Source organism: Pseudomonas sp. AK-TSAG1-1, from assembly GCF_056821665.1.
Window position 1 is genome coordinate 6,173,653 of the sequence record NZ_CM165965.1, and the last position, 21,044, is coordinate 6,194,696.

At 61.2% G+C, this 21,044-nt stretch carries 12 protein-coding genes; 7 read left to right on the forward strand and 5 right to left on the reverse strand.

Annotated elements, in window-relative coordinates; genetic code table 11:
• Positions 1–15: 15 nt before the first annotated feature.
• Together AC1UK9_RS28050 and AC1UK9_RS28055 are read left to right on the forward strand one after the other, a co-directional pair.
• Complete coding sequence (locus tag AC1UK9_RS28050; RefSeq protein ID WP_482578871.1) at positions 16–4,587, forward strand: hypothetical protein; 4,572 nt, start codon at positions 16–18, stop codon at positions 4,585–4,587.
• Between the two features lie 28 nt (positions 4,588–4,615).
• A complete protein-coding gene (locus AC1UK9_RS28055) occupies positions 4,616–9,151 on the forward strand; it encodes a hypothetical protein (protein ID WP_482578872.1) in 4,536 nt (1,511 codons plus the stop codon).
• Between the two features lie 12 nt (positions 9,152–9,163).
• Here AC1UK9_RS28055 and pdxR read toward each other — a convergent pair whose 3' ends face one another.
• On the reverse strand, positions 9,164–10,720 hold the full coding sequence (gene pdxR / locus AC1UK9_RS28060; RefSeq protein ID WP_025112643.1) for a MocR-like pyridoxine biosynthesis transcription factor PdxR: 1,557 nt from the start codon (positions 10,718–10,720) through the stop codon (positions 9,164–9,166).
• A gap of 92 nt (positions 10,721–10,812) precedes the next feature.
• Between pdxR and AC1UK9_RS28065 the strand changes: the two genes are divergently transcribed.
• From AC1UK9_RS28065 to AC1UK9_RS28080, 4 genes are all read left to right on the forward strand, one after another.
• Positions 10,813–11,436, forward strand: coding sequence for an FMN-binding negative transcriptional regulator (locus AC1UK9_RS28065; RefSeq protein ID WP_482578873.1), 624 nt, complete (start codon positions 10,813–10,815; stop codon positions 11,434–11,436).
• Between the two features lie 10 nt (positions 11,437–11,446).
• The gene (locus AC1UK9_RS28070; RefSeq protein WP_025112641.1) at positions 11,447–11,893 is read left to right on the forward strand and encodes a GNAT family N-acetyltransferase; all 447 of its coding nucleotides are present in this window, start codon (positions 11,447–11,449) and stop codon (positions 11,891–11,893) included.
• Between the two features lie 12 nt (positions 11,894–11,905).
• On the forward strand, positions 11,906–12,577 hold the full coding sequence (locus tag AC1UK9_RS28075) for a GNAT family N-acetyltransferase (protein WP_473013978.1): 672 nt from the start codon (positions 11,906–11,908) through the stop codon (positions 12,575–12,577).
• 267 nt (positions 12,578–12,844) lie between these two features.
• The gene (locus tag AC1UK9_RS28080; protein WP_482578874.1) at positions 12,845–15,094 is read left to right on the forward strand and encodes an autotransporter outer membrane beta-barrel domain-containing protein; all 2,250 of its coding nucleotides are present in this window, start codon (positions 12,845–12,847) and stop codon (positions 15,092–15,094) included.
• Between the two features lie 179 nt (positions 15,095–15,273).
• Here AC1UK9_RS28080 and oadA read toward each other — a convergent pair whose 3' ends face one another.
• Entirely contained in the window at positions 15,274–17,082 is a 1,809-nt protein-coding gene (oadA, locus tag AC1UK9_RS28085; RefSeq protein WP_473013980.1) for a sodium-extruding oxaloacetate decarboxylase subunit alpha, read from the reverse strand.
• A gap of 98 nt (positions 17,083–17,180) precedes the next feature.
• On the reverse strand, positions 17,181–18,596 hold the full coding sequence (locus tag AC1UK9_RS28090) for an acetyl-CoA carboxylase biotin carboxylase subunit (protein ID WP_025112637.1): 1,416 nt from the start codon (positions 18,594–18,596) through the stop codon (positions 17,181–17,183).
• Positions 18,597–18,786: 190 nt separating this feature from the next.
• On the opposite strand from AC1UK9_RS28090, the gene AC1UK9_RS28095 reads away from it, so the two are divergent.
• Complete coding sequence (locus tag AC1UK9_RS28095) at positions 18,787–19,749, forward strand: LysR family transcriptional regulator (protein ID WP_482578875.1); 963 nt, start codon at positions 18,787–18,789, stop codon at positions 19,747–19,749.
• Here AC1UK9_RS28095 and AC1UK9_RS28100 read toward each other — a convergent pair.
• Positions 19,691–19,903: a PA3496 family putative envelope integrity protein gene (locus AC1UK9_RS28100; RefSeq protein WP_007962241.1), complete on the reverse strand. Its 213-nt coding sequence runs from the start codon at positions 19,901–19,903 to the stop codon at positions 19,691–19,693. The genes AC1UK9_RS28095 and AC1UK9_RS28100 overlap by 59 nt on opposite strands.
• A 232-nt stretch (positions 19,904–20,135) precedes the next feature.
• On the reverse strand, positions 20,136–21,002 hold the full coding sequence (hexR, locus tag AC1UK9_RS28105; protein ID WP_482578876.1) for a transcriptional regulator HexR: 867 nt from the start codon (positions 21,000–21,002) through the stop codon (positions 20,136–20,138).
• Positions 21,003–21,044 lie beyond the last annotated feature (42 nt).

The window sequence follows — 21,044 nt, forward strand, 5'->3', positions numbered from 1 at the left end:
ACAAAGGATGTGACCATGTCAGAAACTTCCAGCCCCCCTGCCGAACCCGTGCTGTCCAACGCTCAGGATGCCCTGCTCACCCAACTGGTCGCCGGTCCCTCAATCAGGGAAGTCGCCACCCGCGCCCTGCAACCAGCGCTGAAAGCGCTGTACCCGCAATTGCAGATCGACCCCCGACTGGCGATGGTGATAACACCGCGATGGACCTTGCGCGACCAGCGCGTCGTGCCCGGGCCCACGCATGTCGAATCGCTGACCGACGCCCTGGTACACCATGGTGTTGCCAATACCCCGGTGACCTACCTGGATGGCGAGCACTACCTCACCTTGCAACCACTGGACGAGAGGCCGGTGCAACTGCCGGTCAACATCGAAGCCATCGCCAGGCTGCTCAACGAAATCGCGCCGCTGCTGTTTATCGCGTTCCAGGAACAGCAGGTCGAGTACTGGAACCAGTTCACCCGCGCCTCGTCCCCGCGCTGGCAAGAGTTGGCCCAGTCCCTGCGCGATCTGTGGAACGTCGAAACCAATCCTGAGTGGGACGACGACCAGCGCGCCATGGCCCGAGGTCTCTTCACTGATCCGCAGAAAAGTACCCGCAGCGCCAATGACCGCTATCAGTCGCGCGCCTGCCTGATCGATCTGGACACCACGCATAACGGGACTTCGAAACACATCGACGTGCTCGACATGGCGGTACTGGTCGGCAGCCTCGGCAGCCGCACGCTGATACTCACGCACACCCTCATTCACGGCTTTCAGGCCTTCGACTCGCTGCAGGAACTGGGGGCGTCACTGCAGGCGCAGATCGACGGACCTCCGCCTGCGACTCTGCTATGGCGGCTGATCGAACCGGATGGCAACTACTTCGATCACCTGGCCTGCAATCTGATTGCGCTGCAGGCCGAAGCGATTGGCGCACTGGCCACGCAGCCCGCAGCGACGAACCTGGCACCGCACATCAGCCGCACCACCAACGAGCTCGACCCGACAGACAGACAATCCTCCTCACGCTTCAACCAGGTCGAGCAGGCATTGCCGCAGTGGATGCTCGACGCCTCGCCCAGCGACTTGACTGCCTACAGCCGTCACCTGATGGATCTTGCGCAGGTGCAAAGCCAGAACGCCGAGCAATCCTTTGACGACGGCATCAAACCGATCCGCGAATATGCGCTGGAGCAACTGCACGCGGCCATGCTTCAGGAGCACGCGGATGCCGCACAACTGAACCTGGCCGATATTCAGATCGTGGTCGAGAGCGTGGTGGTCTGGGGCAGTTATACGCCGTTGCTGGAGCCCGAGCGCAACACCTTCAGCCTGGCCGACCTGGCGCTGCAAAACCTGATCGCGCTGCCGCTGGGCAACAAGACCGTGCGCAGTATCGGCAGCACCGTGGTGCCGGTGTGGATGACGGCCAATTACCTGCAGGCGTTGATCGTCAGCGTCGACATCGGTCAGCACTATCCCGCGCTGATCAAACGCACGCTGCACGATGATCCGCTGGAAAGCCTGCGGCGGCAGAACCTGTTTACCAGTCGGCTGCGTGTCGAATTGCCGTTGCTGGCCCTGCAGCAGAAAATCCGCGCGCAGGCCGGGATTGACGCGTTGGGCTATCGCTATGTCGCAGCCGCGGTTCAGGTCCTCGATGCCAACCGTTGGGTGGACGGTCAGGAGATCGTCATTCGGCCGCTGGCCTTCAATCCCTCGTGGCGCCCGGGCACAACCACGGACGAAGTCGTCAACATGTTCGTGATTGGTCCACGGCAGATGGACAAGGGACCGTGCCTGCTTTACCGGCCACTGCTCGATCACTCGTTGGCCCAATACCCGTCGCCGGCCAACCTGGTGTATGCCATCAAACACTCTCCGAAACTGCGCCAATCGGTACTCGCCTGGTTGCCGGACCGTGTGCGGGCCAATTACGCCAACTACGTGTTCAGCGACGATCGGCCGTCGGTATGGACACTTTCACAATTGCTCGCCGATCCACTGACCTCCCTGCAAATGAGCGGCACACTGGCGTTGGGTACTCGGGTCGGCGCCGAGGATTACCTGACATCCCTGTTCAAGGCCAGCGTCAGCGCCATGGTCGAACTGGCCGATCGGCAATCGCTGTCCAATGCCGAAAGTCGCTGGGAAAGCTTCAAGCGCACCGGCTGGTTGCTCCTCAACACGGCGCTGCCCTTTCTCGGTCGAACAGTCGGCACGGCCGCCTGGATCTGGCAGGTCCTGGACGATCTGCAACAAACCCTGGATGCCGCCGAAACCGGCGACACCGGGCAACAGAAAACCGCGATGACCGACCTGTTGCTGACCCTGTCCATGGTCCTCGCGCATCACGCCAGCACGCGCAACTCGCCGTCCCGCCACATGGCTGAAAAAGCGCCGGCGCCCCTTGCAGTCGAAACCAAGGAGCCCGCGCCACAGCCGTTGGTGAACATCGTTCAACGGCCTGATGTGATCGGCGAGCCCCCAGCGCGGCACCCGGTGGCGTTGCTGACCGACGCCGCCCTGAGCCTGGCCAAGACACTCGATCGCTTCGCGATCACTCGCCCCGAATCACTCATCCCGCCAGCCAGCGAAACCGGACCTTATCGCCACTTGTATCGCCAGGGCACCCGTTATTACGCGCAGGTGGCTGAACGCTGGTTCGAGGTGACGGTCGGGGACGAGAGCGAAGTATCGATCTTCGACTCACGCGAGCAACCAGGACGCGAAGGACCTGCATTGATCGGCAATCGGCGCGGCGAATGGTTCGTCGATACGCGCCTGCGCCTGCGTGGCGGCGGTCTGTCGAGTCGACGCAAAGCCAAAAAACAGAAAAACCTCGAGCACATTGCCGAGCTCAGGAAACAACTGGCCGAATTCGATACCGAGCGCGAGCAGGCACGCAAAGAGCTGACAGCTGCGCACATCGCCATGAGGGCGGCCACCGACGACACCCGGCCTGCCGAACAAGCGAAGTTTCTCGAGGCGCTGGAGCGCCGCACCAGGGAATACGTCATCCCCATCGACCAGCTCAAATCGCTGAATCTGCTGGAGGCGGTTCCCAACTATCGCAGCGCCATGACCGAGATGCTCGGGACCCAGTTGTTTTTCAACCAGACCTGGCTCGATCAACGCAATCCCGCCTTCACTCAAACCCTCAAGGACACCCTGGTGCTGCTTGACGCTGAAGAGACGGCTGAAGGTCCCGGTGATCCTGCGACCTACCGCCAAATGTTCGATCTGACCGAGGAAGTGATCAACAAAGTCGAATTTGCTCAGTCGCGTTTTCAGGAAATGAGCCGACTGGGCAAAAGTGCCGCCGAAATCGCCAATACCTACCGTGCAAAATTGCCCGTGTTCAGCCTCAACGATCTCAAGGCACTGCAGGTTTCGCTGGGGCGCGATATCTGCCTGAAAGAGCAGGCCTCTGCTGCGCTGAGTCAGGCCAAGGGCGAGCTGGTTCACCTGCTCGAAACGGCCGACCTGATCATCCAGACCTCGCAGGAACTGATGCTCGAACACCCGAACCTGGATGCCAACGAGCGAATCGAGGGCCTCAATGACATGCTCGAACAGTTTGCCGCCATCGACCAGACGCTCGAAGACTTCAGTCTCAACCATCAGGAGGTACTCCTCGATCAGCCGTTCGGACACTTGCGATCACGCATCAGTGAATTCCAGCAGCAAACCGAAGAACACCTGGCGAACCTGCTGCTCGAACACCGGCCGGTGGAACCTCGCCCCGGCCCCTCGAGGTCCGCACCACCGTCACGCAAACGAGTGATCAAAACCCGCTTCAAGGGCACGGTGGTCGGTGAATTACGCCCAACGGCACCGGGGCAGCCGACTCTGCTGGACGTCAAAGCACCGTTGACCGGCAACGTGATCGCCACCTTTCATGAGAAAACCCCCGGCGTCTGGCTCGAGCGTGTTCAACCTCGACGTCGCCGCCCGAGCGCTCCGGCCCCGGACCTCGCGACCCAGATCACTCAAGGGCAGACGCTGCTCGACGGCGTGGAAAGCTTCGTGCGGAAAACCGAAGCGCATGCAAAAAAGCCCGGTCGTATCCCGGTGGAGATCGAGGAATTGTTCCAGCACAGGGCCGAGCAACTCGATGAGAGCGCCAGGAGCCTGGAGCAGGCCCGGCTGCGAGCGAACAGCATCGAGGAGCCTCCAGCGCTGATCGCGCAATTGCAGGAGGCGCGAAATCGTTTGTACGCCGAGGGCTACCGGGTACGGGTCGAGATGATCAAGCAACAGCCGCCCACTGCCGCCCGTGTCGAATGGCTATTGAGCAAGGATGAAATCGAGATTGTGGCGGGCGCTGATCGACGCCGCCTCAAAGGGCCGCGTCGGGATTACCTGCAGGAATACGAAATTCGCGAGCGGCGCACCGGGAAGACCTTGTGGTACGCCCACTTCCATTACGCCAGCCTCGACGCACCAGTCGATGCGTTCACCGCCGCCCACTTGAAACTGCAGGATCAACGACTGACCGGCACCTTCGATCTGAATGCCGCCAGCAGCAGCCCACAAGTGATCGCCATCTATCGCAGCGCAATCAGCCCACAGCTGGCGCGCTCGCTGTTTTTCTCATAAGCCCCGAACGTCAAAAAGGAAAATGACGATGACCGAGCACTCAGATGACACCGAAACCCAGGCTTTGCTGCAAAAGAGCCAGATCGTCCATCAGACCAGTCGTGGACCGACGATCGATGAAGTTGCCGCCAGCATACTGCGCCGGGCGCTGAAGCAGCTGTATCCGCACAAGGACATCGACCCTGACCAGGCGATGATCGGCACACCGCACTGGCAATGGCTCGACGGCGAGCCGGCCGCTCTGCCCACTCGGTTTGAATCGCTGACCCAGGCGCTGATCCGGCAATTTTTCAACAGCTCCCACGCCAACTACCTTGAGGGCCAACACTTTCTCACCTTGAATCCCCAGGCCTCGCCCGTGGTGCATCTGGACATCGATATCGAAGCCATTGCCGCGTTGCTGAACGACTACGCGCCTCTGCTGTTCATGGCCTTTGCAGAGCACCAACTGGGTTACTGGAACAGCACCCGGCACCAGATGCCGCACTGGCAGGAGCTATCCGATGCACTGCGCAAGGCGCTGAACGTTCGCAGCGCGCACGGCTGGGACGATGAACAGTGCCGAATCGCCCGGGCAGTCTCGCTGCACCCCGACAAGCAGGAGCGCCGCAACCATGACCAGACACTCTCGGCCATCCAGGTCTGCCTGATCGACATTGACGCTGTCGACGCCCAAGGCCACCGCCAGCACCTGACTCTGGGCGGGGTCGCCGTACTGACCGGCCGCTATGGGCTGCGTAATGTGGTGATGATGTACACCGTAGAAGACGGTTATGAATCGTTCGACTCCCTGGAGCAGTTGGGCGCGTCGTTGCCGCAACGTATCGACTTGCAGCCAGACGGACAGAACCTGCAGTGGCAATTGTTCGAACCGGCGGGGAATTTTTTCGACCACATGGCCTGGGCACTGATCGCCAATCAGCTCGATGCCATCCGGGCGATCACCCAGCAAAGTCTCGACACCGATGCCGAGGACGGCAGCAACTTCCCGCCGCTGATCGAGCAAGCCAGTGAGTCGCAGAAAAAAGCCCTGATTGGCCTGGACGATTCAATCCCCGAATGGCTGATCGGCGCTACGGCGTCCGACCTTGATCAGTACAGTCAATCGATCAACGCGCTGGGTCTGCTGTACCGCCAGGCAGACCCGGCACTGAAACCGGTTCTACCGATCAACACCTATGCACAGAAGCGTATGCGTGAAGCGATCATCGCTGATCAGGCGACGGCTGCCGGATTGCCACTGGACCGCCTGCATATCAACATCACCAACAGCTTCGAATCCGGCGGCTTGACCCTGCCCAACCCGCATGACACCCATACCGAAACCCTGGGTGAGTACGCCTTGCAGAACAGCGCGCCGTATCGGGCCTCGCTGCAATTCAGCCCGCCACAAGCGCTGCCGTCATGGCTGACCGTCGCCTATCTGACGAAGATGGCAAGCCAGGTCAACATCGGTGAGGTGTACCCCGAACTGATCAAGAACAGCCTGATCGACGACCCGCTCCAGGCCCCTTTGCAACAACGTTTTTACATCAGTCAACTGCGTGCGCTACTGCCGTTGATTGCACTGGAGTGCAAGCTCCGTCGCCTCGGTGGTGTGGATGAACAAGGCTATCGCCGTGTCCTCGATTGGCTGAAACCGGCACCCGCTCAGCCGCCAACCGTGGTCATTCGTCCGCTGACCTTCGTCCATGCCGGGGAAACCCAGGGCGACACGGTCACCAACATGTTCATCATTGCCGCGCATCGGCCAGACGCAGGGCCATGCCTGTTGTATCGCCCGTTACTTGATCAGCCGTTGCTGCAATTCCCTTCCGCGCAAAACCTGCTGTACGCCTTGCATCAGCCAGGCGAACTGAGGGATTCGGTGCTGGCCTGGCTGCCAGACTCGGACACCAGTTTCAAATATGCCCAATACACCTTCCCCACTGGCCTGCCCAGCCCATGGCTGGGCGCGCAATTACTTTCCGAACCCTGGACTTCAGTGAACTGGGCCGGGCCGGTCAGGCTCTCCTCCAGAACGCTGAGCGGCGATGTGTTCCCGGTCCTGTTCAAGACCCATGCGCTGGCGATGGCCGAACTCGCTGACCGCCAGTCGCTGTCCAACGCGCAACGTCGCTGGACCTTGTTGCGTGATAGCGGCTGGGCGCTGTTCAACGTTGCCGCGAATTTCCTCTGCGGCCCGGCAGGCGCGGCGATCTGGGTCTGGCAAAGCATCAGTGAGGTCGACCAGGTGGTGGACGCCCATCAACGTGGGGATACGCGGGCTCAGTGGGGCGCCGTTGCCGACATGCTGCTGAACCTGGGGATGATCCTCGCCCATCATGCCGCCGTACGCCGCAAAACCGGCTCCCGCACGGTGCCGCGCGATGACAGGGAATTGTTGCCCCCACCCCCGCTGCCCCCGGTGATAAAGCCTGCACTGCCCAAGGTCACCCACCTCCCGACCTTGTTGCGCGACGAGTTGCCCTCCAGCCACTACACCTCGCTCGAGGCCAGCGGCTCGGTGCCTCGTCGCTCGCCTGCGGCATTGACCACGTTTCTGAACAGCCTGGCCGTACCGGCCCCGGATCTCACCGCAACGGCCATCGAAACCCTGCTGCGCGACAAGGCCAGCTTGTATCGCCTCGATTCCCGGACCTATGCGCAGGTAGGCGAACGCTGGTTTGAAGTGACGGAAAACGATGACCAGCAGGTCCAGATCGTCTATCCCGACGCGCCCTCGAAAACCGGGCCGTTATTGATTCACAACGCGCAGGGCCAGTGGTTCGTGGACACGCGCTTGCGCCTGCGCGGCGGTGCTGGCGGCACCAGCCTGCAAAGCCAGCTCAAGGCTCAGCGCAAGGAAAAGGAACTGCAAAGGCAACAACTGGGCACCGCTCTGCAGACATTCAGAAGCCGGGAAGCGGCCGGCCATGCCGAGCTGGAGAAAGCCCAGAAAGCCTTGCTCGGCAACACCGGGCATGCCTACGAAGAGGCAACCCGACGCTACCTCGAACAGGTCGAAAAGCAGATCGACGATTACCACGAGGCCTTGAAAACGCTTGGGCGGTGGCGCCTCAAGGGTGGGAGCGACGGCTATTTCATTGAGCTGCAACGCATGACCACGTTGCTGCAAAAAAACCTCAGCCTGTGGTTCGTCCTCAAACGGAACGCGTATTCGATACTGACCCGCAACCTGGCAGATAACCGCGTGATCGAATCAGAGCCGGCCCGGCACAGTTACGTCGAAGAAGTGCGCCAGGCCCTGGCCTTGAGCCAGGACATGATCGAGCGCCTGCAACTGTCGCAGACCTCGCTGGAGCCCCTCGACGCTAGCGGCAGCGCGGGCATGACCACCGCGCAGCGCTTGCGAAACCTGCTCCCGACATTCACCCCGTGGGACTTGAAATCCAATGCCATCGGCATGTCCCATGAGGTGTGCATGCGCGACACCGCCACCGAGGCGGCCCGCGAAGCGACCGGCCTGTTGATTATCGAAGCGGCAACCGCCACCCATCGGCATGCCGCCCTGATCAGAAGACCTGAAAACGCCGAATCCGCCGCTCAGCGCATCGATTGGCTGAGTCGGCTGCTCGATATCTATGTCGATGCCGACCAGCGTCTTGGCGACTTGCCAGGCGAACATCCCGGCATGGTCGAACCGGACGAACTGGCGCGGATAAGCGCCTTGATCGGCGAATTCAGGCAGCGCGCCCAGGAGCAGTTGAGCGACCTGCTGCCGGGAACCGGCACCAGCACCCCGCCGCCCGCCGCCAAACCCGCCGTTGCCGGGCCTTCCCGACTGGTTGCCAAGGTCACCAAGAGCCGGCCACGCGACCCTGCGCCCGGCAAACCTTCGACCGCCGCTGAGTCGCCCCTGGAAGAAATGCTTCCCGTCAGACCCAAACCCTCGCCAGCGATGCAACTGGACGACATCGACATCATTGCCAACGCCCTGACGCAAAACGAGGACGTGCATGGATTCATTGAGCGAACCCGTCGCGACGCACTGAGGCCCAACCGGATTCCGGCGGACATGCAGGACCTGTTCGACCATCAGGCCCGCCGACTGGAGCAAAGCGCGATCAGTGTCGAGCAGGCCCGGGCGCGCTTGCTCGCCTCAGGCGGGACGCGACTTCCGGTGGGCGACCTGAGCGCCGAACTCAACAGCGCCGCCGTCCGCCTGCGCGCTCAAGGTGTCGCGGTGCGGGCCAGCCTGCTCAAGCAACGCCAGCCTCGACAGGCCTATGTGCAATGGCTGCTGGACAATCACCAGGTACGGATCGTCAGAAACGCCCAAGGCCGGATCAAGACCCAAAAGCGCAAGGATTACTTCCAGGAATATCAGGTGCTCGACATCACTGAGCAGGACCAACCGCTGTGGGTGGCACACTTTCACTATGACTCGCCTGAAGCACCGCCGGAGCAGTTCACGGCGGCGCACCTGAAGATCGCCGATGCACACCTCAAGAGCCTGAACGCAGAACGGCGTCAGGCCCTGACCAGCCTGACGCCGCTCGACTATGTACTGCGCCGGATTGGCGACCCGAGCCCGTTCCTGCAACTGGAAGCGCGACCTTGACCGGCGTCCGCTTCAGCGGTTGTGCCATACCGTACGCAATCGTTTGAGGGCCGCCTCGATCTCACGTTCAGGCACCGCAGCAAAACCCAGCACCAGACCGGCTCGTTGATCGACCGGGGTGCTGGAGTCCGGTAACCAATAGCTGCTCAACCCGTTGATCTCGACGTCGACGCTACGCGCCAGATCGATCAGTTCGGTTTCGCGCGCCACGCTCTCGACCGGCACGGTCAGGTGCAGCCCGGCGGCGACACCGGGCAACGGGCCGACGCCCGCAATAGCCTGCGGCCAGCCATCGAGCAAAACATTACGCCGACTCAGCGCCGCGCGGCGCATGCGGCGGATGTGCCGCTGGAAGTGCCCGGCGGCCATGAACTCGGCCATCACCGCCTGGGTGCTGACTTCGGAATGGCGCACATCCACCGCGCGTCGCTGGGCAAAGGCATCGACCAACCCTGGCGGCAGCACCAGATACCCCAAGCGCAACGCCGGGAACGCGACCTTGCCGAACGTGCCGACATACAGCACCCGCCCCTGTCGATCGAGCGCGGCCAACGGCGCCAGCGGAGCCCCGCTGTAGCGGTACTCGCCATCGTAATCATCCTCGACGATCCAACCTTGCGTGCGCTCGGCCCACGCCAGCAGTTCGAGCCGCCGCGCCAGACTCATCACCACCCCCGTGGGGTACTGGTGGGAAGGCGTGACATAGGTCAGACGGCAATCGGCAAGTCCCGCCAATTGCTGGCAGTCGATGCCCTCACTGTCCACCGCCACCCCGTGCAACCGGGCACCGGCCACGGCGAAGGCATGACCGGCCGCGCGGTAGCCTGGATTCTCGATTGCTACGCCGTCCCCCGGCTCCACCAGCAACTGTGCACAAAGGCTGATCCCCTGCTGCGCGCCGCTGGTGATCACAATTTGCTCAGCCGTGCACTGCATGCCACGGGAGCTGCGCAAATAGGCCGCGATCATCCCGCGCAACCGTGCATCGCCGGCCGGGTCGCCATAACACAGCTGCTGCAAATCCGGTTTGCGCCAAAAAGCCGCATTCAGCTTGGCCCAGACGTCGAAAGGGAACAGATCGAAGGCCGGCACACCGACCCGAAAAGCCCGCGGCGGACCACTGGGAGGATGCGCCAAATGATTGTTTTTGACTCGAGTCAGCGGGTCGCTGTGGATAACTTTGCTGGATGGATCCACAGGTAAATCCAGCCAATTTGTGGATAAGGCTGTGGGTAAGCCTGTTGAAAACCCTGTGGATACTTTTGTGGATAGTTTTTTCGCCGGCAACACCGTTTGCGGCAATTGCGCAACGTAAGTGCCATCACCCACCCGCCCTTCAATGAACCCTTCGGCGTACAACTGATCGTAGGCGCGCACCACGCTGTTGCGCGAGATGGCCAGCGCCGCCGCCAGATCGCGACTGGCCGGCAACCGCGTACCGCTGGCCAGACGCCCGTCCAGCACACGCAGCCGCAGCGCTTGATACAACTGGCGACTCAAGCCCTGACGGCGGTCGAGTTCGATTCCCGCCGGATTGAACGGCATGGACAGCGTGGGCGATTCGGGCATGGCAATGGACCTATGAAATTGGTCATCAATGGCTCTTACAACAAACCAATAGCCTGCCTAGGATGCAGGCATTCGCCAAGGAAAATATCTCCATGTACACGCCGCGCGCCTTTGCCATCGATGAGCTGTCCCAACTGCACGAGTTGATCCTCGCCACCCGCCTCGCCATCCTCGTGACACACGGTGAAAGTGGTCTGCAAGCCAGCCATGTGCCAGTGCTGTTGCATTGCGAACAAGGCGAGTACGGCACGCTGTACGGACACTTGGCCAAGGCCAATCCACAGTGGAAAGATCTACGCGACGGCGCCGAAGCCCTGTTGATTTTTGCCGGCCCGGACGCCTACGTCAGCCCGGGCTTTTACCCCAGCAAGGCCGAACACGGCAAAGTCGTGCCGACCTGGAACTACGTCGCCGTGCACGCCTACGGCCACGCCGAAACCTTCAGCGATGGCGGTCGTCTGCTCGATATCGTCAGTACCCTCACCGACCGCCACGAAGCCGGCCGCGCAAAGCCCTGGTCAGTCGACGACGCCCCTGCCGACTATATCGACGGCATGCTCAAGGCCATCGTCGGTTTTGCCATTCCCATCGACCGCCTCGAAGGCAAGCGCAAGCTCAGTCAGAACCGCAGCGCCGAAGACATCGCCGGCGTGCGCGACGCTCTGGCCGCCAGTCCCGAAATCAATGATCAAACCCTCGCCCAATTGATGCGCTAAGGAAATCACCATGAGTCAGATCGACATCCGCCAGGTCAGCGCCGCCGACCACGCCGCATGGCTGCCGCTGTGGCAGGCCTACCTGGGTTTCTACAACAGCGAACTGCCGGACGCGGTGACCGACAGCACCTGGCAGCGCTTTCTCGACCCGAGCGAACCGACCCACGCGGCCTTGGCCTGGGCCGATGGCAAAGCAGTAGGCATGGTGCATTACATCTATCATCGCTCGAACTGGAGCATCGAAAACTCCTGCTACTTGCAGGATTTGCTGGTGGCTGCGCAAACCCGTGGTACCGGCGTGGGCCGTCTGCTGATCGAACACGTTTACGCTACGGCCAAGGCTGACGGCTGCTGCAAAGTGCATTGGCTGACCCACGAAACCAATGCCACTGCGATCCAGCTCTACGAGCGCATCGCCGAGCGCCCGGGATTCATCCAGTTTCGCAAAGCCATTTAAGGAGCCACGTACATGACCACTTCACTTGCCGACTGGAAAGGCGTGCCCGCCCCCACCGCCATCTTGCTCGAAGGCCGCTTCATTCGTCTGGAAAGACTCGACCCGGCACGCCATGGCGACCAACTGTTCGCCGCACTCGAAGGTCCCGGTGCCGATCCGAAACTCTGGGATTACTTGCCTTATGGCCCGTTCCCGCAACGCAGTGCCTTCAACGATTGGCTGAACAACCACGCCGCCAGCAGTGACCCGTATTTCTTCAGCGTCATCGACCGTACCACCGGTCAGGTGCAAGGCATCCTCAGCCTGATGTCGATCGTCCCGGCGCAAGGCCGCATCGAAATCGGCCACGTCACCTTCGGCGCGCCGATGCAGCGCTCACCGAAAAGCACCGAGGCGGTGTACCTGCTTGCCAAGTACGCCTTCGAACTGGGCTACCGGCGCCTGGAGTGGAAATGCAACAACGGCAATGCCCGCTCCAAATATGCCGCCGAGCGTCTGGGCTTCAGCTTCGAAGGCGTGTTCCGCCAGCACATGGTGGTCAAGGGCCAGAACCGCGATACCGCGTGGTACTCGATTCTGGATTCGGAGTGGCCGGCGATAGCGCCGGGGTTCGAGCAATGGCTGAGCGATGAGAACCAGACGCCGACGGGGCAGGTGAAAGGGTTGGTCGAATGCCGTTCCTGAGTGTTTAAAGCAAACAGCCAGCAAACCTTCGCCGTGGGCTGATCGGGCAGTGGCTGATGGGTTTCTGATCATTACCAGCGGCTAGCGGCAGCACAACTTGTAGGAAAGGGCGACAGACCGGCAGGATGCAATCGGTACTTCTGCGCCGGGCTGCCCTTTTCCGCCGATCAAACCGACGTAGCCCGCAGCACCGTGCGATCCAGCTGACATCGGCGTCTGCCGGCGCCAACTTAGAGTTTGGCCTCCTTCCACCCGAGGCTGAACTCGATGCCCGTTCAATTCCACTATCGACCCAAACACCTGACACTGGCCATTGCCCTGGCACTGGGATGTGCTGATCTGTCCATGGCCCAAGAGGCACCGCTCGACTTTCAAGACACCTCGTCCGCCCCCCCAAAAACACTCAAATCACAGATCGATACCTTCGCCAGTCATCCAGATACCGTTCAACTCAAGGTCAACAAGGCTTACAAGGCGCAGGATGGCGTGGCTCTGGCGCTCGACGGGCGCAATGACCTCGTCACCGTTCAAGCCCGAGGCAGTTTCGCCGGCCTGATTGACGGAGGCGACGGTGACAACCTGCTGCAACTCGACGCAGACAAGAAAGGGACGCTGGGTGAAACCCGTAACTTCAGCGCACTGGAGGTCAGGCGCGGGAGCTGGATACGCAGTGGGCCGGGAGACTTCAGCCTCGGTGTACTGGTTCATCCGAAGGCCTTGCTGGTCAATGACGGGCATATTCTTGGCACGGCAATGACCGAGGGCATCTTGATCAACAAAGGTGCAATCAGCGGCGGCGCTACTGTCCAGTCAGGAGGCGACCTGACCAACCAGGGCCTCATTGACGGCGTTGTGAATGTTCAGGAGAACGGTCACTTTGCCGGCAGTGGCGCGGTGAACCATCTGAACGTGGACGGACGCATGAGCGTCGACGATGTGTACGGCGCGCCCAACGTCTCGGGAGACCTGAGCCTTTCTCGCACCGCCGTACTGGCTTATGCCGTGGATGCCTCCGGCAATAGCCCGACCGTCTTCGTCAAAGGCACTGCCCATCTGGGCGACGCCACCCTGAAACTGGTGACCACCGGCGATTATCCGCAAAGCAGCCAGCACACCATTCTTGAGGCGGGAAAGGTTGAGGGACAGTTCGGCACTGTCGAAAACGATCTGGCGTTCATGACTCCCACGCTGCATTACGAAGCACAACGCGTAGGTCTGCTGTACGCCCGTAACGACATACCACTTGAAAGCCTCGCGACCACGGAGAATAGCCAGGCGCTCGCTCAAAGCATCGACGAACCCTCCTCCTCACCTCAGCAACCTCAGCAACCTCAGCAACCTCAGCAACCTCAGCAACCTCAGCAACCTCAGCAACCTCAGCAACCTCAGCAACCTCAGCAACCTCAGCAACCTCAGCAACCTCAAAAGCCTGAGCCCTCTGGCGAGTCTGCGAAAGCCATTGGTTCTTCCGTTGCTCCCAGCATGGCTGTCACTGCCCTGCTGGGTGCCGACAAGCCAACAGCTAACATGGCACTGGAACAGTTGGCCGCCGGCAGCAACGCCAACCTCGCCAAAGCCACATTGAGCAGCGTCAGTCCGGTCAGCGCCAGCATGCTCTCGGCGATGCACCAGCTGGACAAACGCACGCCTGCGCAGGGGACGGGAAATGCGCCGCGCCTGGCGGCGGGCGATGGCGGATCCGCACGGGTCTGGCTGCAAGCGCTGGGGCATGGCGGCAAGGTCGACCGTGACGTCGACAGTGCGTTGAAACACTCCACACAAGGCCTGATCCTGGGTGCCGACTGGCAACTCGCCGAGCAATGGCATGTCGGCCTGATGGGCGCAAAAGCGCAAACCCGCTTCGATGCCCGGCAGTTCGATGGCGATCTCGACAGCTGGCACCTCGGCGCCTACGCCCTGCGCCAGGATGGACCATTCGCCCTGCGGTTGGGCGCTTCTTATGGCAGACACGATGGCAGCGGCAAACGTCATGTCGACTTCAATGGTTTCAGCGACCGGCTCAAGAGTAACTACGCCGCCAATACCCAGCAGCTGTTTGCCGAAGTCGGCTACAACCTGGGCCGTGGCAACGTCAGCATCGAACCGTTCGCCAGCGTTGGTTATCAGCGTTACCAGCGAGACGGATACACCGAAAAAGGTGGCGATGCGGCGCTGAGCGTTGAGGGGCAGACCCGAGCGAACCCAAGCAGCACCGTTGGCCTGCGTCTGGCGAAAACCAGTCAGCTGTCCAATGGCATGCAACTCACGCCGCGTCTCAGCGCCAGCGTGAAGCACACCTACGGCAAGCTCGACAACGACACGCGTCAGCAATTGGTGAGGGGCGGGAAAAGCTTTGAGGTGACCGGTGCCGAGATGGATCGCAACAGCGCACTGCTCAATGCCGGTCTCGACCTCAGCCTGTCCGCGCGCAATACCCTGGGCGTCGGCATCACTGGCGAGGCCGGCAGCGACAGCCGCAGCTACGGCGTGATGGGCCAGTGGCGCATGGCCTTCTGATGCGTTGAGCCCCCCTGTAGGAGTGAGCCTGCTCGCGATAGCGGTAGATCAGTCGACCTGTGTAGAGACCGATACCCTGCTATCGCGAGCAGGCTCACTCCTGCAGAGGGTCTCGCGGGCAAAAAAAAGGGGAGCACATGCCCCCCCGAGGTTTAAAACGCTGGATCGCGGCAGTTATCTCAGCCTTCGATCTCGATCAGGATTTCACCCGGATTCACCCGGTCGCCTTTGGCGACATGAATCGCGGTGACCTTGCCGGCAATGGCTGCCTGGACTTCGGTTTCCATCTTCATCGCTTCGGTGATCAGCACGGCCTGACCGGCCTTGACCGTGTCGCCCTCCTTGACCAGCACATCGACGATGTTGCCTGGCATGGTGGTGCTGACGTGACCCGGTGCCGACGCTTGCTTGCGTTTGCTGCTGCCACCGCTGACAAATTCGTTGAGCGGTTCGAACACCACTTCTTCCGGCATGCCGTCGATGGACAGGTAGAAGTGACGCTTGCCTTCAGCCTTGACGCCCACACCGGTGATATCGACGCGGTAGGTTTCGCCGTGGACGTCGATGACGAACTCGGTCGGAACGCCTTCCCCGCCCGCCTTCGTCACACCACCTGCTTCAGGAATCGGCAGCAACACTTCCGGTGTCAGAGTGCCGGCGGCACGTTCTTCAAGGAACTTGCGGCCGATGTCCGGGAACATCGCAAAGGTCAGAACGTCTTCTTCAGACTTGGCCAGCGCGCCGATGTCGGCACGCAGCTTGGTCATTTCCGGCTTGAGCAGATCGGCCGGCCGCACGTCGATGACCTCTTCGCTGCCAATCGCCTGGCGACGCAGTTTTTCGTTCACTACGCCCGGCGCCTTGCCGTAACCGCCCTGCAAGTACAGCTTCACCTCGTTGGTGATGGTCTTGTAGCGCTCGCCGGCCAGCACGTTGAAGAACGCCTGAGTGCCGACGATCTGCGAAGTCGGGGTCACCAGCGGCGGGAAGCCGAGGTCTTCACGCACGCGCGGGATTTCCGCGAGGACTTCACCCATGCGGTTGAGAGCACCCTGCTCTTTCAACTGGTTGGCGAGGTTGGAGATCATCCCGCCCGGCACCTGGTTGACTTGTACGCGGGTGTCGACCGCAGTGAATTCGCTTTCGAACTGGTGGTACTTCTTGCGCACGGCGTAGAAGTACAGACCGATCTCTTGCAGCAGTTCGAGGTTCAGACCAGTGTCGAACTCGGTGCCCTTGAGCGCCGCGACCATCGACTCGGTGCCTGGGTGGCTGGTGCCCGAAGCGAAGCTGGAGATTGCGGTGTCGATGTGGTCGGCGCCGTTTTCGATGGCCTTGAGCTGGCACATGGTCGCCAGACCGGCAGTGTCGTGTGAGTGGATGAACACCGGCAGCGACTGCTCGGCCTTCAGTGCGCGAACCAGTTCGCCAGTGGCGTACGGGGTCAGCAGACCCGCCATGTCCTTGATCGCTACCGAGTCGCAGCCCATGGCTTCCATCTGCTTGGCCTGCGTGACGAAAGCGTCGATGGTGTGCACCGGGCTGGTGGTGTAGGCGATGGTGCCTTGGGCGTGTTTGCCGGCAGCCTTCACTGCTTCGATGGCCACGCGCAGGTTACGCACGTCGTTCATCGCGTCGAAGATGCGGAACACGTCGATGCCATTGACTGCAGCTTTGGCGACGAAGGCTTTGACCACATCGTCGCTGTAGTGGCGGTAGCCCAGCAGGTTCTGCCCGCGCAGAAGCATTTGCAGGCGGGTGTTAGGCAACGCCGCGCGCAGTTGACGCAGGCGCTCCCACGGGTCTTCTTTCAGAAAGCGCACGCAGGCATCGAACGTCGCGCCGCCCCAGCACTCCAGCGACCAGTAGCCGACTTTGTCGAGCTTGTCGCAGATCGGCAGCATGTCCTCGGTGCGCATACGGGTAGCGAGCAGCGATTGGTGAGCGTCGCGCAGGATGGTATCGGTAACGAAGATCTTCTTAGTCATTGGTATCTCCTCATAGCGGCAAGCTTCAAGTTACGAGCTGCAAGAAAAAGCCGAGTCGCTCTCACTTGAAACTTGTCGCTGACAGCTCGCAGCTGGATTTATAGGCCTGCGTGGGCGGCGATGGCGGCGGCGATGGCCAGGGCCAGCTCTTCGGGTTTGCGCTTGATCGAGTAGTTGGTCAGTTCAGGATGGCTTTCAACGAAGCTGGTATTGAACTGGCCGCTACGGAATTCCGGATTGCGCAGGATTTCCTGGTAATACGCGGCGGTGGTCTTCACGCCTTGCAGACGCATGTCGTCGAGGGCGCGCAGCCCACGGTCCATCGCCTCTTCCCAGGTCAGTGCCCAGACAACCAGCTTCAGGCACATCGAATCGTAGAACGGCGGAATGGTGTAACCGGTGTAGATCGCCGTGTCGGTGCGCACGCCCGGACCGCCGGGGGCGTAGTAACGGGTGATTTTGCCGAAGCTCGGCAGAAAGTTGTTCTTCGGGTCTTCGGCGTTGATGCGGAACTGCAACGCGAAACCACGGTGCTGAATGTCTTCCTGCTTGACCGACAACGGCAGGCCGGAGGCGATACGGATCTGTTCGCGGACGATGTCGATCCCGGTGATTTCTTCGGTGATGGTGTGTTCCACCTGCACCCGCGTGTTCATCTCCATGAAGTACACCTCGCCCTCGGCGAGCAGGAACTCCACGGTGCCGGCGTTCTCGTAACCCACGGCCTTGGCTGCGCGCACCGACAGGTCACCGATATAGGCGCGCTGTTCCGGAGTCAGTTGCGGGCTCGGGGCGATCTCGATCAACTTCTGGTTGCGACGCTGGATCGAGCAGTCACGCTCGAACAGGTGCACCACGTTGCCAAAGCTGTCGCCGAGGATCTGCGCTTCGATGTGTTTCGGGTTAACGATGCATTTTTCCAGGAACACTTCGGCCGAACCGAAAGCCTTGGTGGCCTCGGAGATGACGCGAGGGAAATTCTGTTCAAGTTCTTCGCGGCTGTTGCAGCGACGGATGCCACGACCGCCGCCACCGGAGGTGGCCTTGAGCATCACCGGGTAACCGATGCGGTCGCCCTCGGCCAAGGCTTCTTCGATGTCGGCAACGTTGCCTTCGGTGCCCGGTGTCACCGGTACACCGGCCTTGATCATGCTGCGCCGGGCTTCGGTTTTGTCGCCCATGCGGCGAATGACTTCTGCCGACGGGCCGATGAATTTGATTCCGCGTTCGGCGCAGATGTCTGCCAGCTCGGCGTTTTCCGAAAGGAAGCCATAACCGGGGTGCAGTGCATCGCAACCGGTTTCCACCGCCAGGTTCACCAGCTTGCGCGGGTTCAGGTAACCGGCCAGTGGCTCGGCACCGATGCTGTGGGCTTCGTCCGCGCGCTTTACATGCAAGGCATGGCGGTCGGCGTCGGAAAAAATCGCAACCGAGCGAATGCCCATTTCGGCGCAGGCTCGCACGATTCGTACGGCAATCTCACCACGGTTGGCGATCAGGATCTTTGTTATCACTTGGAGGTTCCCTTGAGCCGGTGGCACCACGACCTGCTAGACCCAGGTCGACGCGTGACTAAATGTTTCAATTTAGTCGCAGCCCCACACTAGCGCTCGCAAGGGATTAACAAAAATGAATAAAAATTGGGTCAGGCATAAGCAAAGACTTATAGTTAAACCATCAGCCCGCCGTCAGAGCCCATAAGAAATGCGTAAGTCCTTGATGCGTATGACATTACGCCAATTGCAGATTTTCAACGAAGTGTGTGATTTGCGCTCCTACAGCCGCGCAGCCGATGAAATGTCTCTCACACAACCGGCCGTCAGCCTACAGATTCGTCAGCTCGAAGAGCTGATCGGCCAGCCATTATTCGATTATGTCGGCAAAAAACTCTACATGACCGAGGCTGCCGAAGCCCTGCAGCGGGCCAGCCGGGATATCTTCGGCCGCCTGGAAAACCTCGACATGCAGCTGTCGGACATGCAGGGCTCGCTGCAAGGCCAACTGAAGCTGGCAGTGGAATCCAGCGCCAAGTACTTCGTGCCACACCTGTTCGCCGCCTTCAAGCGCCAGCACCCGGAAGTGAACCTGCAACTGACGGTGGTCAACCGTGGCCAGGTGATCCGCCGCCTCTCGGACAACCGCGACGATCTGGTGATCATGTCGATGGTGCCGCAGGACATGGGCCTGGAATTTCTGCCGTTTCTGAACAATCCGATTGTCGCCGTGGCGCGCCCGGACCATCCGTTGGCACACATGGGGCCGCTGCGCCTGCAGGATCTTGAGCCCTACACGCTGCTGATCCGCGAGTCGGGATCAGGCACGCGACTGGCCTGCGAGGAATACTTCAAAGAGAAACGCGTGCACTTCACCCAGACTCAGGAAGTGGCCTCGGCCGAAGCCCAGCGCGAATGCGTGGTGGCGGGTCTGGGACTGGCGCTGTTGACGCGCCACGCCCTGAACCTGGAGCTGGCGACCGGCGGCCTGGTCGAGCTGCCGGTCGAAGAATTGCCGCTGTTTCGCAGCTGGTGCCTGGTGCAGGCCAAGGCCAAACGGCTGTCACCGGTGGCGCACGCCTTCCTGGCGTTTATCCGCAGCGAACGGGTGCAGATCAGCGCGCTGGTTGAGCGCTTCGACGGGAAGCTGCCGGTGCGGCCTGCCAGTAGTTGAGTTCGATGTCCTCGGGGAAATCGCTGATTTCGCTCTGAAGCTGACGGAGTTCGAAGCGATCTTCGATCGCGCGACGGAATTCCATGCGGCGTTGGTCTTCCTGTTGACGACGGGTTTTCGCGGCGCTGTTGCGTTCTTCGTAGGGCTGAGCCATTTCGAGTCTCCCAAGGCGAGTACGGGAGTTTCACGATAGGCGCGGGGGATGACGGTTTGGCTGCGCGGGGATGACAGTGCGATGAAAGTTTCACAGAGCTGTGGTGTGTGGGAGGCCGCCTTCGCGAGCAAGCCCGCTCCCACAAAGGATCTACGGTGACCACAAATTCTGTGTCTATCGAGATCAACTATGGGAGCGGGCTTGCTCGCGAACAAGGTCGCAATGACCTTGCTTAATCGTCCAGCGCCTTTACGGCCTTCGGCGACAAACGCAAGCTGCGCAGGCTGCGTTTCACGCTCTTGAGGTGATTGACCAGGCTCGGCCCGCGCGCCATGGCCACGCCCATCGCCAGCACATCGATCACCACCAGGTGGGCGATGCGCGAGGTCAGCGGGGTGTAGATTTCGGTGTCTTCATGCACATCGATCGCCAGGTTGACGGACGACAGCTCAGCCAACGGTGTCTGGCTCGGGCACAGGGTGATCAGCGAAGCGCCGCTCTCGCGAACAAGGTTGGCGGTGATCAGCAGGTCCTTAGAGCGGCCGGACTGGGAAATGCAGATCGCCACGTCGGTCGGCTTCAAAGTTACCGCTGACATCGCCTGCATGTGCGGATCGGAGTACGCCGCTGCGGTCAGCAGCAAACGGAAGAACTTGTGCTGCGCGTCCGCCGCCACCGCGCCGGACGCGCCGAAGCCATAGAACTCGACGCGCTGCGCCTGCGACATCAACGTCACCGCCCGCTGCAACTCCACCGGATCGAGCTTCTCGCGAACTTCCATCAGGGTGTGCAACGTGGTGTCGAAAATCTTCAGGCTGTAGTCGGCGACCGAATCGTCTTCGTGAATCGCGAACTGACCGAAGCTGGCCCCGGCAGCCAGGCTCTGCGCCAGCTTGAGCTTGAGATCCTGAAACCCGGAGCAGCCAATGGCCCGGCAGAAGCGCACGATGGTCGGCTCGCTGATGCCAACGCTGTGGGCCAGGTCGGCCATGGAACTGTGCATCACGGCCGCAGGGTCAAGCAGCACGTGGTCGGCGACCTTGAGCTCCGACTTGCGTAACAGGTGACGTGACTGGGCGATGTGTTGCAGCAGATTCAAGGGGCTGGACTCTTCTTATGGGCAAGGATGTAGCACGCTTGT

Coding starts and splice junctions, on each gene's coding strand:
- AC1UK9_RS28065 (WP_482578873.1), top strand. CDS start 10,813: ATGTACACGCCGCGCGCCTTTGCCATCGATGAGCTGTCCCAACTGCAC.
- oadA (WP_473013980.1), bottom strand. CDS start 17,082: ATGACTAAGAAGATCTTCGTTACCGATACCATCCTGCGCGACGCTCAC.
- AC1UK9_RS28100 (WP_007962241.1), bottom strand. CDS start 19,903: ATGGCTCAGCCCTACGAAGAACGCAACAGCGCCGCGAAAACCCGTCGT.
- pdxR (WP_025112643.1), bottom strand. CDS start 10,720: ATGCCCGAATCGCCCACGCTGTCCATGCCGTTCAATCCGGCGGGAATC.
- AC1UK9_RS28050 (WP_482578871.1), top strand. CDS start 16: ATGTCAGAAACTTCCAGCCCCCCTGCCGAACCCGTGCTGTCCAACGCT.
- AC1UK9_RS28055 (WP_482578872.1), top strand. CDS start 4,616: ATGACCGAGCACTCAGATGACACCGAAACCCAGGCTTTGCTGCAAAAG.
- AC1UK9_RS28080 (WP_482578874.1), top strand. CDS start 12,845: ATGCCCGTTCAATTCCACTATCGACCCAAACACCTGACACTGGCCATT.
- AC1UK9_RS28070 (WP_025112641.1), top strand. CDS start 11,447: ATGAGTCAGATCGACATCCGCCAGGTCAGCGCCGCCGACCACGCCGCA.
- AC1UK9_RS28075 (WP_473013978.1), top strand. CDS start 11,906: ATGACCACTTCACTTGCCGACTGGAAAGGCGTGCCCGCCCCCACCGCC.
- AC1UK9_RS28095 (WP_482578875.1), top strand. CDS start 18,787: ATGCGTAAGTCCTTGATGCGTATGACATTACGCCAATTGCAGATTTTC.